Below are 12,051 nucleotides of genomic sequence, written 5' to 3' on the forward strand. Positions count from 1 at the left end.
GCTCAGCATGACCTCCCCTAAGGGTATTTGCTGCCCGCACAATTACACTGATGTATTTAACTAGTAGAATAGATATCCGCCGTCTTTCTACAAAAGACTGAAGCTCTCTTTAATCGTTTCCAAACGAAATTGAAGACTAATGCGAGTTGGGAAAAACTTTGTAACTTGTATTGGGCCCGGGGACATGAAGATACTTGGCTGGCTGAAAGACAAGCAGAACCTGCCCACCATGGCCTACAGTCTCGGCTTGGGTCTCATTGCTTTCGCCGTGACTGCTATCTGGGTTGCGGATACACGATTTCTTGCAGACCAGCATCGCATTGGTGCCGAAGTGAACTTGGCAGGTCGGCAGCGCATGCTCAGCCAGCGCATTGCGATGGTCGCTCAGGACATGAGCCGGTTTGAGCGTGTCAACGGAGCCAGCCCAAGTTTCATGTTGATCGGTTGCGCAGACCAGATGATGCGCGCGCATACGGCACTTCTTTCAACGGATATTGACCGGATCAAAAAGGCACTTGGCGAGGGCATCAGCTGCCATGTCGGCGCTGCTGAAGATGTTCCGGCAGGTGATCTCTCGCCGGCTCTCCAGGGCGCGTTTTTTGGCGGCAATTATCCGCTTGATCCCTTGTTGCGGGACTTTATCAACCGGGCCGTCTCTGTCGCACAATCTGAACCGCCACGGCAAGAAGACATCGACGCAATCGTACAGATGGCCAATCTGGAACTGCCGGTGAAACTGAACACACTTGTCCGCGTGTTTCAGGATGAAGGCGAAGAGTCCCTTCATGCATTGGACCGTTTCATCACGGCAATGTGGGCTCTGACACTGCTTCTGATCCTATTGGAAATTGTTTTCATCTTCCAACCGATGGCCCGCAAAATACGCGAAACAATGGCGCAACTTCAAAAGACGTTGGGTATTTCAGAAAAGCGCGGGATCGAGCTGAAAGAGGCCAATGAGCAGCTCCTGGAAAGCATCCACTACGCGCGCAAGATCCAACAAGGCGTGCTCGCCGATGTCACGGACATGCGGACATCGGTCAAGGATGCTGCGATGCTGTGGGAGCCGCTGCAGGTCGTCAGCGGCGACTTTGTTTGGTCTTCGGAAGTCGATGGCAAAACAGTGTTTTTCGTTGCCGACTGTACCGGGCACGGGGTTCCCGGCGCGCTTTTGACCATGGTTGTCTCTTCAGAGCTGAAAAAACTCCTGGACCTTGGAGAACTCGCCGACCCTGAGCGATTGATGCTGGATCTCGATCGGGGTGTTCGTCAGCGCCTTGGCCAAGATCGGCCTTCGGATGCGGGGAACGATAACCAAACGTCCGATGATGGCTTTGAAGCCGCCTTGGCAATCTATGACCCTGCCGAAAACACCCTAACCTTCATCGGGGCTGGCATTCCGCTCTACGTCCAATCCTCAGACGGAATCAAGCGGATCCCGGCAGACCGGCACCGGCTTGGGTACCGCAGTCTACGCCGCCCGGAAAGCTTCAAGGTGCATCATCTGGACGTCGAAGAAGACGAAACCTTCTATCTGGCGACGGACGGAGCAACCGATCACATTGGCGGCGAACGCAAACGCGCCTTTGGCCGGAAACGCTTGTTCGAGGTTCTGGAGGCCAATGCCTACGCAGATCTCGAAACGCAGCTTTCAAAGCTGAAATCTGTCCTGGAAGACTATCGCGGCTCAGAGCCCGCGCGGGACGACTACACGGTTCTGGCGGTGACGCCACGTTCAAACAATCCAGCGCACAAGCAGGCAGCTGAGTAGGAGGCCGAAGTGCTCGCAAACGACATGTATTCATTCAAACAGGAACTCAGCGACCGGAAAATGCTGTTTGCATACTCCGGCTATCTTTCGGAGCATCTTCTTGAATCGCTCGGCAATTCCGTCAAGCAGCAAATGGAGTTGAAGAACGCCGAAAGCAAAGTGGCCAAACGGGTCTTTTCTGTTTTTGTAGAACAGGTCCAAAACATCATTCGGTATTCTGATGAGCAGGAATTCCTCTCAGAAACCAAGGCCGACCGTCTTTCCGGCGGCGTCGTTGCCTTCGGCCATGAACATGAGCGGTTCTTCGTGATTTGCGGCAACCCGGTGCCCGGCTCCGAGGCCGAGCAATTGCGGACCCGTCTTGAAGAAATTGCCAGCATGGACGAAGTGACTTTGCGCAAGCATTATCGAACGAAGTTGCGCGAAGAACCGGAAGAGCAAAGCGAAGGTGGGTCTATCGGCCTTCTGGAGATCGCCCGGCGGGCCACCCAGCCGCTGGAATTCGATTTCCATGAAATCGAAGGCAATCGCAAATTCTTCGTGCTCAAAGCATTCATCTGAAGAGAGAACGAGAACAAAATGACAGATACGTCTCTTAAGATCGAAGCAACCACGCGCTCTCCGGAAGTGCATCTGGACGCTACAAACGGCACGCTGTCTATGTCCGGGGAAAGCTACCCGGAAGATGCAAGCGCTTTCTTCGGTCCGGTGTTCCAGGCCGTTGCCGAACACGTGGCTGCCTCTGAAGGACAAGCGCTGACGGTCGACATGCGGTTCATCTATTTCAATTCCTCAAGCGCCAAAGCCATCATGAACCTCTTTCAGATGCTGGAAGAGGCTGCTGAAGACGGCAAGACCATCACCATCAACTGGTACTTTGATCCAGAAGACGACATGATGGAGGAGATGGGCGAGGACTTTGCCGAAGACTTCGAACATGCCACATTCAACTTGAGGCCGGAAACAGAGGACGCATGACCGAGCGCTCCAGAAAAGCCGATTCAGATTTTACGCTCTTCGACAGTGAAGACCGCGTGCTGGAACATGCCAGCACGATCCTTGACGGCCTGGAGGAAACGACTGACCTCATAAAAACGCTCACGACGGCTTATAAACGGGCAGTCAAGGACCAGAAGCGGATGGTTCGCCTTTGCGACCGGATGCAAGAGGAGCTGATCGCGGTCAAGGAACGCTTGGAAGGCGAAGTCAAAGCCCGCGCGGAACTCGCCGAGCAATTCCGCATGCAGGCGATTACGGACGGCCTCACGCAGGTTTTCAATCGCGGCCATTTTCTGGAACTCTGCAATCACGAACTTAAAGCGCGCAGCCGGACAGAAGCACCGCTGAGTGTTGCGCTTTTGGACATTGATCATTTCAAGTCCATCAACGATACCTACGGGCATGCCGCCGGTGACGAAGCGCTGCGGGTTGTCGCGCGCACTCTTGAAAACAGTCTCCGCCAAAGCGATGTCGTGTGCCGGTGGGGCGGTGAAGAATTCAGTCTTCTAATGCCGGAAACAAGTTCTGAAAATGCCTCTGGCTTGGCGGACCGTCTGCGCAAAACACTTTCTGAGATAATTATCAAAGAAGACGGCAAGAGCTTCTCTTTGACCGCAAGTTTTGGGGTAGCCACGATGGAAGGGCCCAACCCGGCCTGTAAGAAAACCGGCGCTGACCCCATTGATCTGTTGTTCAAAGATGCAGATGACGCGCTCTATGAAGCCAAAGGCGCGGGCCGGAACAAGGTGATTACAGCGAAGGCCCGCCTTCTGGAAACCGCTGAAGCCGTCGACTAGCGGCACGCACTATCGCGGCCGAAGCCCGTCCAGATATCTCGTATTCAAATCACAAAAAGTAATGTCACCACACGTTTCAATACAGTGTCGGGTCCCGGTCCTTGTTAGCAAGCTCTGCTGCACGCACCTGCTCGACCCGGCGTTTTAGCTTGCGGACGGCGAGCTTTTGTAAGTCACTTTGCAAAGCAGAAGACGGGCCGAACATCGAGACTTCGACGCCCGTCGCAGCATCTATCGCCGTGACCTGCACCTGCTTTCCCATCGGCCTGAACTCGATATAGATTTCGCCCGCCCTCGGACCGCGATTCATCCGGCCTGAATCCTTTGCTGGTTCAAAAGGTCCCTCTCCTGCCTCAATAGACACGAAACGCCGGCCTCATCAAGACCGGCGTTCCAGACCATTCATAACATGCGTGTGTTCCTAGAGGCGGGCTTGCTCGCCTGTGCCGCTGAGGTCATCACGATTGTAAATATCTTCGCGGAAATGAACCACGCCGTCTGAGTTCGCCCAGGCGGTCACGTAAGTCATGTAAAGCGGGATCGAGCGCTTCAGCTTCACATCTTCCCGTTCGCCCGTCCGAATGACTGAATCGACCTTGGTGCGGTCCCAATCCGGTGTCGTGGATTGCAGCAACCAAGTCACCAATTCCCGCACGTTTTGAACGCGCACGCAACCGGACGAGTGGAACCGGTAATCTTCACCAAACAAGGTCTTGGACGGCGTATCGTGGAGATAGACCTGGTGTTTGTTGTGGAAGTTGATCCGCACGGACCCAAGTGAGTTTTCTTGTCCCGGATCCTGGGTGAAGCGGTACTGTGTCGCTTCGTCCGTATTCCAGTCAATCTGTTGCCACGCCACTTCCTGGTTGTCGCGCCAGTTGAAGATGCGGATCTTGTTGCGGGACAGATACTCCGGGTCTTCCTTCATCTTCGGGATCAGATCCTTGCGGATGATGGAAACAGGCACGGTCCAGTATGGGTTGAAGTTCAGTTCGTAGATCTTGCTGTTCAGGATCGGTGTTTGTCGGTCGATCTTGCCGACGACGGCGGTATGGCGCGAACGGACACGGCCATCTTCCACGGCTTCGATCTCAGCCGCCGGAATGTTCACCATCACATACCGGTCACCAAGATTGCCGGACATGGACCGGACCCGAACCAGGTTGGTTTCAAGTTGGCGCAAGCGCACGTAAGCCGGGATATTGAGCGCTTCAACAGTGCTCTCGCCCATTACCCCGTCCGGAATCAAGCCGTGACGAAGCTGGAAACGACGCAGGGCAGCATCAACATAAGAATCGAAGGTGTCGGAGAGCCCGGATTGCTGCTCCAAATCACCAGAAATAATCAGACGCTGGCGCAACTGCACAACGCGCGGGTCTTTCATACCGATGCGCAGAGCTTTGCCGCCCGTGGCCACCGTGCCCCATCCACCCATTTGCACGATCGACTGATAGCGTGTGATCGCAGCGCCGATGTAGTCGACCGTCGTTGGAGACAAGGTCGGGGCGTATGACTTCACCTCGGTGATGTTGTCCGTTGCGATATCGAAGCTGTCGGCCCATTCAAGGTCCTGCCCCGCAGTCCGGAAAGACTGCTGCGCAGACGCAGCTCCCGTGACCACCACCGGAGCGGCCAAACCAAGGAGCATCAGCCCGTTTTTCCAAAATTTGGCGTTCAACTTGAAAGAAGACTTTGTCCCAGCCGAAGCGGAAAAAAGTGTCATTGCCGACCCCACAGTGCTGTGTACAAGGCGCCATCCGGCGCGTTCATCGTCAATCCGGTTCAACGGTCGTTGACCTCGCCGGTAGATTACCGGCAAACGACCATTATGGGTACTGCAGCAAGGTTAACAAATTCAAAGACTGCTCACCCGCCACGATTTAACGGCCTAGAGGCCATTCCTTTGTGTCCACATGATGTCGGATTCGGCCGACCGCAAGCCGATCACGAATTTGTCAGCCGATTAAGTGCCCAAAAACAAAAGCACCGCCACTTGGGCGGTGCTTTGTCATCTGGATACGCCGTGAACTGATCAGAGGCGATATAGAATTTGGTCGGTCCAGAACCGCTCGAGACGGCGCAGCGACTTGTTCAGTGTAACAAAGTCTTGCGGGCCGATTTCACCAACCTGCTCAACGGACAGAATATGGCGCTCATAAAGATCGTTGACGATCTTTGCCACTTCCTGGCCCTTGTCGGTCAGGCTGACCCGGACGGACCGGCGGTCCATGCGCGAGCGTTGGTGGTGAATGTAACCGGTTTCGACCAGTTTCTTGAGATTGTAGGACACGTTGGAACCGAGGTAGTACCCACGGGTCCGAAGTTCCCCAGCAGTTAGCTCGGCATCGCCAATGTTGAACAGCAACAGCGCCTGTACGCTGTTGACATCCGACCGGCCCATGCGATCGAATTCGTCCTTGATGACGTCAAGCAAACGCCGGTGCAAACGTTCTACAAGTGTAAGAGCCTCGAGGTAGAGCGGCTTGATGGCCACGTCTTCCCCTTCACCCTGCGACACAGCATCGACTGCCCTACTTGCGGTGATCATGTGATTGCGCCTCTTTTTGTACCTGTCATTCGACGGATATTTTCCCGCCTTGATGCACAATCTACAGAAGCGATTCTAAAATCCGCTTAAGAGACACACTGAATCAAATATTAACTTCCACAAGGTGTTTTAGAGGCCGATTTAATCTTTGATTTACTATGAGCCCCTGATAAATTTGACAATAGCAGAGAAATCCAGGGATTCCCCGCCCTGGTTGCAGAAGAGCGAATAGAGCGACGCGGCTTCTGCACCCATCGGTGTCGCTGCGCCTGAGGAATGCGCGGCCTCCTGAGCCAATTTTAAATCTTTCAACATCATGCCCGCGGCAAAGCCTGGCTGGTAGTCACGGTTGGCAGGAGATGTGGGCAGCGGTCCGGGCACCGGACAATAGGATGTCAGCGACCAGCACTGACCGGATGCGGTCGAGGAAATGTCGAACAGCTTTTGCGCGTCGAGACCAAGGCGCTCTGCAAGAACAAAAGCCTCGGAGACGCCAATCATGGAAATGCCCAAGATCATGTTGTTGCAGATCTTGGCTGCCTGCCCCGTTCCTGCCCCGCCCGCATGGACGATCGTCTTGCCCATGATATCGAGATAGGGCTTGGCTGCTTCGAAGGCGCTTTCTTCTCCGCCGACCATGAATGTCAGCGTTCCACCAGCCGCTCCGGCAACACCACCGGAAACCGGCGCATCGACCATTGGCATGGACTTTTCCGCCGCCGCAGCGCTCACCGCCCGCGCGCTGTCGACATCAATCGTGGAGGAATCAATCAGAAGGGTTCCGGCCTTCGCGTTGTCCAGGATGCCGCCTTCGCCCATGTAGACTTGACGGACATGCTTGCCTGCCGGGAGCATGGACACAATGACATCGGCCTCAGAGGCCAGTTGAGCGACATCGGATGCCGCCTCGCCGCCTTCGGCTACAAGAGCGTCGATGGCTGCCTTCGACATGTCAAAGCCCAGGACCCGGTGCCCTGCCTTTGCAAGATTGATGGCCATCGGGCCGCCCATGTTCCCAAGACCGATAAAGCCAACCGTGGTTGCCATTGTTTTCTCCCGTGACAATTCTTTTCGTATTTTCAGATTTATAGGCCGACTTGTTGATGCTCCGGACCAAGCCCTTCAAAAGTTGAGTCAGCTGGCTCCAGCACAACCCTCTGCATCAAGCCGTTGCCGTTCGGTTCTCGCGGCGCATCAGATAGGTGAGCCCCGCAAAGATCAATATGGTCAAAAGGTAGAAAGCGATCTCATAAGGGCGGCGGCCATAGAGATCAGAAAAGGCCGTGTGCATGACGATCTGGCAGAAGCACCGGAAGATCCACATGACCGTTCCCCAGGATACGGTCAGCCAAAGGCCGATCGCCGCCACAAGGTCAAGGACCGCGAAGAAAACCACAGCACCTTGTATGGCAATCGGCATTTCCCAGAACCACATGCCGCGCCATTCAACGATGCCAATGATCCGGGCCCAATAGATCACGCCTCCGCCCATCAGAAGCAGTGCCATTGCGCGCAGATACCAGATCAGCACGGTGCTCCAGGGCGGGCGCGAATAGAAGAGGTCCTGAAAGCTCGTGATCATGGCCGGTCCGTTTGTGCGTTAGAGCGGCAAGTCTCCGCCTGCCGGTTCCCGGAAATACGCTGCCAGGCCTTCCTTGTCCACTTGATCAAGGCTTGGGGGGGACCATTTCGGATCCTGATCCTTGTCGACAAGCACCGCGCGCACACCTTCGTAGAACTCCGAGCCTTTCAGGATTTCGGAGACAATACGGTATTCGAGTTTCATGCACTCGTTGAAACTCAAATCCCCACCGCGCTGCATTTGCTCAAAGGCGATCAGCACACTGGTCGGGGACTTTTGCCGGATCGCCTGAGCAGCCTTCAATGCGAATTCGTCGCTGCTCTCGTCAAGTTTTGCCAAAATTTCATTCACACTGTCTTCCGAAAAGCAGCGCTCGATGGTGTCCGCGGCGGCCATCAAGGGTCCTGGCTCAGCCTCAAATGCATAGCGGCTAAGAACTTCATCCACGTTGGCGCTTTCCGCGAGCTCAGCTTCTATTGCCGGCAAGTCCGTTTCCTTGATGGCATGGGTCAGTACACCCGTTGCCAGCGCATCGCCCTGCTTTAAACAGCCGGCGGACAGGGCGCAATAGACACCGGTTTTCTTTGGCATGCGCGGCAGAAAATACGTGCCGCCAACATCCGGGAAGAAACCAATCCCGGTTTCCGGCATGGCGAACATTGTTTTTTCTGTTCCAACCCTGTGGCTGCCATGGGCCGATACACCAACGCCGCCGCCCATGACGATGCCATTGATGAGAGCGATGTAGGGTTTGGGATAGGCCTTGATCTGCGCGTTGAGGAGATACTCTTCCTTGAAGAACTCTCCGAGGCCCTCCATCTCGCCGGCCATCTTCGCATCATAGATGCTGCGGATGTCACCACCGGCGCAGAATGCTTTTTCTCCGGCCCCGGTGATCACCACATGGGCAACGCCAGGATCCTCCGCCCACGCGGTCAGCTGAGCCGCCAGCGCAGAGCACATCGGATGGGTCAGAGCATTCAGCGCCTTCGGCCGGTTGAGGGTGACAAATCCGGCCTTGCCGCGCTTTTCAAACAGGATGTCGCTCACTGCATGTCCTCAAGAAACTGGAAAAGTGGTCGTGTTTTCGCCGTGAGAAGACGGTCAGTCTTTCAGGAGATGCCGTGAGATGATCAAACGCATGACCTCATTGGTGCCTTCCAGGATCTGGTGCACGCGAACGTCGCGCAAGAACCGCTCGATCGGATAGTCCCGCAAGTATCCATAACCGCCATGCAGTTGAAGCGCGTCGTTCACCACCTTGAAACCGGTGTCCGTGGCGAGGCGCTTGGCCATGGCTGCGAACTTCGGCGCATCCGGTGTTTTCGCATCCACCTCGGTTGCCGCCTTGTAAAGGAGCAGGCGTGCGGCCTCCAGCTCGGTCGCCATATCGGCAAGGCGGAACTGAAGCGCCTGGAAAGCCGTCAGCGGTTTGCCGAACTGCTTGCGCTCCCGCATGTAAGCAATCGCCTGGTCGAGGCATTCCTGTGCCGGGCCGATCGAGCAGGCACCGATGTTCAAGCGCCCGCCATCAAGCGCGGCCATTGCGATCTTAAAGCCTTGGCCCTCGACACCGATGAGGTTGGACTTTGGAACACGGCAATCCTGGAAGTTCACCTGCGCGGTCGGCTGGCTCTTCCAGCCCATTTTCACTTCGTTCGCACCAAAGCTGAGGCCCGGTGTGCCTTTTTCAACGAGCAGGCAAGAAATCCCGCCCGGCCCTTCATCACCGGTCCGGACCATCACCGCATAAAGATCGCTGACACCGCCGCCGGAAATGAAGGCCTTGGAACCGTTAAGGATGTAATGATTTCCATCATCCTTGGCTGTGGTCCGCAAGGCCGCGGCGTCAGAGCCTGATCCCGGCTCGGTCAGGCAATAGCTTGTCAGGAGTTCCATGGTGCAGAGTTTCGGCAGAAACTTCTGGCGCAGGTCTTCATTGCCGAACGTATCGATGATCCAGGCGACCATGTTGTGGATCGACAGGTACGCAGCGGTCGACGTGCAACCCTTCGACAGTTCTTCAAAGATAAGCGCTGCGTCCAAACGGGTCAGAGCGGAGCCCCCGACATCGTCCCGGACATAAATTCCGGCAAGTCCGAGTTCGGCCGCTTTCCGCATGACAGGAATTGGGAAATGGTTGTCTTCATCCCACTGCGCGGCGTGCGGTGCGAGTTCTTCCCGCGCAAAGCTTGCCGCCATATCGCGAATTGCCCGCCGGTCTTCGTTCAGTTGAAAGTCCACGATGTCCTCCCGGGAACCTGCACGGCCGATTCTAGCCATACAGGATGTGTTTGATTTCTGGCGCGCATAAAACCACATTTGACGCAAACGTCAAACAAACTCTTTTTCGTATTTAATTTCAGTTATTTTACAGAATGTTGGACGTCAGAAATCTGCGTGATAATGTGGCACAAATGTCCGGCGGACATCCGATCTGAATTTTCTCACCTAAGTGCAGGCCCGTTTTATGCCGTCCCACCGCTCTCTTCCGCCCATCACATCCGATCATATGGACTCGCTGCTTGCCGGCACCCGTATGCGCCGTAACAGGCAGACCGACTGGTCCCGCCGGCTGATCCGGGAAAACACCTTGACCGTGGATGATCTGATCTGGCCGATCTTCGTCGTGGATGGCGAAAACATTCGCCAGCCAGTCCCGTCCATGCCGGGCGTGGAGCGCCTTTCTGTCGACGAGGCTGTGCGCGATGCAAATCTTGCGGCAGAGCTCGGTATTCCGGCGATCGCGATCTTTCCGTACACCGACCCGGACCTGCGCGACGACACGGGTTCAGAAGCCCTCAACCCGGAAAACCTCACCTGTCAGGCATGCCGCGCGATCAAGCGCGAAGGTCTGAACCTTGGCCTGATGACGGATGTTGCGCTGGATCCCTATACAAGCCACGGCCATGACGGGCTGATGCACGGCGACAGCATCTTGAATGACGAGACCGTTGATCAACTCTGCCGTCAGGCACTCAATCAGGCCGAGGCCGGGTCCGATGTCATTGCCCCGTCCGACATGATGGACGGACGGATCGGTGCCATCCGGCAGGCCCTCGACACTCAGGATTATCGTGGTACGCAGATCATGGCGTATTCCGCCAAATATGCCTCCGCATTCTACGGCCCGTTCCGCGACGCGGTCGGTTCATCCGGCACCTTGAAGGGCGACAAACGCACCTATCAGATGGATCCGGCCAACACGGACGAGGCCTTGCGCGAGGCAGAGCTCGACATAGCCGAAGGCGCCGACATGATCATGGTGAAACCCGGCATGCCGTATCTGGACATCGTCCGGCGGTTGAAGGACGAGTTCCAGGTGCCGACCTACGCCTATCAGGTGTCCGGCGAGTTCGCGATGATCAAGGCGGCGAGCGGCAACGGCTGGCTCGACGGCGACCGTGCCATGATGGAGAGCCTTCTCGCCTTCAAACGCGCCGGCGCCGATGGCATTCTCACCTATTTTGCACCCACCGTCGCCAAGATGCTGGCGGGCAAGGACTGAGATCTGCTAACAGCCAATTGCCACCCCGGCCTTCGAGCCGGGGTCACTCTGGAAAATGGCCTGCCACGGATGGGTGGTCCCGGATCAAGTCCGGGACCACATCCCTAACATATGGAGCCTCATCAACAAGGCTTGCGCCGTTGCTGTTCAACACCTGACGGTGTGCATTTGCGTTTCCCAACTCTCATCCCCATATCCAGCTCATCACGAATTGGAGAGCTTATTTCATGTCCGCCGACACATCGTCCCAATCCTCCAGGCAAGACGCATTTGATCCGCTCCTGCAACCGGAGTTGTTTGAGGGCGTGCGCAGCCGCCGGATTTTCGCTTTCATTATCGATGCGTTTGTGATCACCCTGCTGACACTCGGGGCGGGTATTCTCGTGTTCATTCTTGGGGTCTTCACCCTGGGCCTCGGCTTTCTGCTTTATGCAATCCTGCCGGTGTCCGTTGCGCTGATTTATGTCGCGTTTACGCTGGGCGGACCAAGCGCCTCCACGATCGGCATGCGCGCGATGGGTCTTGAGATGCGGCTTTGGTATGGCGCAAAACCCTACCCGCTACTGGCCGCCGTGCACCTGTTGCTGTTCTGGTTTTCCATCTCCCTGCTCACGCCGTTCGTGCTGCTGGTATCCCTGTTCTCGGACCGCAAGCGCCTGTTGCATGACCTGATCCTGGGGACTGTGGTGATCAATTCGGCCTACCACCGGGCCTACACCCGCGAGCATTCCGCTGCTGCGTGATTTCTTGCTCAAAGAAAAAATGATCTTTTTTCAACGCTCTGCATGAAATATGAGCAGCGTTCCGGGTGTGAATTCGAAAGGTGAGGCCTTCCAAAGCCTCAAG

General features: G+C 55.9%; 13 protein-coding genes. 6 read left to right on the forward strand and 7 right to left on the reverse strand.

What is annotated here, in order from left to right; genetic code table 11:
• Positions 1-184 precede the first annotated feature (184 nt).
• From ACQY4Z_RS02950 to ACQY4Z_RS02965, 4 genes are read left to right on the forward strand one after another with little or no spacing between them, the layout of a single operon-like run.
• Complete coding sequence (locus ACQY4Z_RS02950) at positions 185-1,771, forward strand: SpoIIE family protein phosphatase (protein WP_428526532.1); 1,587 nt, start codon at positions 185-187, stop codon at positions 1,769-1,771.
• Between the two features lie 9 nt (positions 1,772-1,780).
• Positions 1,781-2,332 carry a SiaB family protein kinase gene (locus tag ACQY4Z_RS02955; protein WP_209173505.1) on the forward strand — a complete coding sequence of 184 codons (552 nt, stop codon included), beginning with the start codon at positions 1,781-1,783 and terminating at the stop codon, positions 2,330-2,332.
• An 18-nt stretch (positions 2,333-2,350) separates the two neighbouring features.
• The gene (locus ACQY4Z_RS02960; RefSeq protein ID WP_428526534.1) at positions 2,351-2,749 is read left to right on the forward strand and encodes a DUF1987 domain-containing protein; all 399 of its coding nucleotides are present in this window, start codon (positions 2,351-2,353) and stop codon (positions 2,747-2,749) included.
• On the forward strand, positions 2,746-3,567 hold the full coding sequence (locus ACQY4Z_RS02965) for a GGDEF domain-containing protein (protein WP_428526536.1): 822 nt from the start codon (positions 2,746-2,748) through the stop codon (positions 3,565-3,567). The genes ACQY4Z_RS02960 and ACQY4Z_RS02965 overlap by 4 nt, the downstream gene beginning before the upstream one ends.
• A gap of 76 nt (positions 3,568-3,643) precedes the next feature.
• Here the strand turns inward: ACQY4Z_RS02965 and ACQY4Z_RS02970 are convergent, their stop codons facing one another.
• The 7 genes from ACQY4Z_RS02970 to ACQY4Z_RS03000 all read right to left on the reverse strand — a co-directional run bounded on the left by ACQY4Z_RS02970 (position 3,644) and on the right by ACQY4Z_RS03000 (position 9,941).
• Positions 3,644-3,931 (reverse strand): DUF6898 family protein, encoded by a 288-nt coding sequence (locus tag ACQY4Z_RS02970; RefSeq protein ID WP_428526538.1) that lies wholly within the window; start codon positions 3,929-3,931, stop codon positions 3,644-3,646.
• A gap of 57 nt (positions 3,932-3,988) precedes the next feature.
• Positions 3,989-5,215, reverse strand: coding sequence for a L,D-transpeptidase family protein (locus tag ACQY4Z_RS02975; RefSeq protein ID WP_133950572.1), 1,227 nt, complete (start codon positions 5,213-5,215; stop codon positions 3,989-3,991).
• 384 nt (positions 5,216-5,599) lie between these two features.
• Entirely contained in the window at positions 5,600-6,115 is a 516-nt protein-coding gene (ldtR, locus tag ACQY4Z_RS02980) for a transcriptional regulator LdtR (protein WP_428526540.1), read from the reverse strand.
• Between the two features lie 156 nt (positions 6,116-6,271).
• Positions 6,272-7,162, reverse strand: coding sequence for a 3-hydroxyisobutyrate dehydrogenase (gene mmsB / locus ACQY4Z_RS02985; protein WP_428526542.1), 891 nt, complete (start codon positions 7,160-7,162; stop codon positions 6,272-6,274).
• Between the two features lie 115 nt (positions 7,163-7,277).
• On the reverse strand, positions 7,278-7,697 hold the full coding sequence (locus ACQY4Z_RS02990) for a DUF6163 family protein (protein WP_133950576.1): 420 nt from the start codon (positions 7,695-7,697) through the stop codon (positions 7,278-7,280).
• Positions 7,698-7,715: 18 nt separating this feature from the next.
• On the reverse strand, positions 7,716-8,747 hold the full coding sequence (locus ACQY4Z_RS02995; protein ID WP_428526545.1) for an enoyl-CoA hydratase/isomerase family protein: 1,032 nt from the start codon (positions 8,745-8,747) through the stop codon (positions 7,716-7,718).
• A gap of 54 nt (positions 8,748-8,801) precedes the next feature.
• Positions 8,802-9,941 (reverse strand): isobutyryl-CoA dehydrogenase, encoded by a 1,140-nt coding sequence (locus ACQY4Z_RS03000; RefSeq protein ID WP_428526547.1) that lies wholly within the window; start codon positions 9,939-9,941, stop codon positions 8,802-8,804.
• Positions 9,942-10,209: 268 nt separating this feature from the next.
• On the opposite strand from ACQY4Z_RS03000, the gene hemB reads away from it, so the two are divergent.
• Entirely contained in the window at positions 10,210-11,205 is a 996-nt protein-coding gene (hemB, locus tag ACQY4Z_RS03005) for a porphobilinogen synthase (RefSeq protein WP_409692110.1), read from the forward strand.
• Positions 11,206-11,432: 227 nt separating this feature from the next.
• A complete protein-coding gene (locus tag ACQY4Z_RS03010; protein ID WP_428526549.1) occupies positions 11,433-11,948 on the forward strand; it encodes an RDD family protein in 516 nt (171 codons plus the stop codon).
• Positions 11,949-12,051 lie beyond the last annotated feature (103 nt).

Source organism: Roseibium sp. (assembly GCF_965276855.1).
Taxonomy (GTDB): domain Bacteria; phylum Pseudomonadota; class Alphaproteobacteria; order Rhizobiales; family Stappiaceae; genus Roseibium.

Bases quoted from the DNA above. Each gene is read 5' to 3' on its own strand.
- ACQY4Z_RS02950 (WP_428526532.1), top strand. From the start codon at position 185: ATGAAGATACTTGGCTGGCTGAAAGACAAGCAGAACCTGCCCACCATG.
- ACQY4Z_RS02960 (WP_428526534.1), top strand. From the start codon at position 2,351: ATGACAGATACGTCTCTTAAGATCGAAGCAACCACGCGCTCTCCGGAA.
- ACQY4Z_RS02965 (WP_428526536.1), top strand. From the start codon at position 2,746: ATGACCGAGCGCTCCAGAAAAGCCGATTCAGATTTTACGCTCTTCGAC.
- ACQY4Z_RS02975 (WP_133950572.1), bottom strand. From the start codon at position 5,215: ATGCTCCTTGGTTTGGCCGCTCCGGTGGTGGTCACGGGAGCTGCGTCT.
- ldtR (WP_428526540.1), bottom strand. From the start codon at position 6,115: ATGATCACCGCAAGTAGGGCAGTCGATGCTGTGTCGCAGGGTGAAGGG.
- mmsB (WP_428526542.1), bottom strand. From the start codon at position 7,162: ATGGCAACCACGGTTGGCTTTATCGGTCTTGGGAACATGGGCGGCCCG.
- ACQY4Z_RS02990 (WP_133950576.1), bottom strand. From the start codon at position 7,697: ATGATCACGAGCTTTCAGGACCTCTTCTATTCGCGCCCGCCCTGGAGC.
- hemB (WP_409692110.1), top strand. From the start codon at position 10,210: ATGGACTCGCTGCTTGCCGGCACCCGTATGCGCCGTAACAGGCAGACC.
- ACQY4Z_RS03010 (WP_428526549.1), top strand. From the start codon at position 11,433: ATGTCCGCCGACACATCGTCCCAATCCTCCAGGCAAGACGCATTTGAT.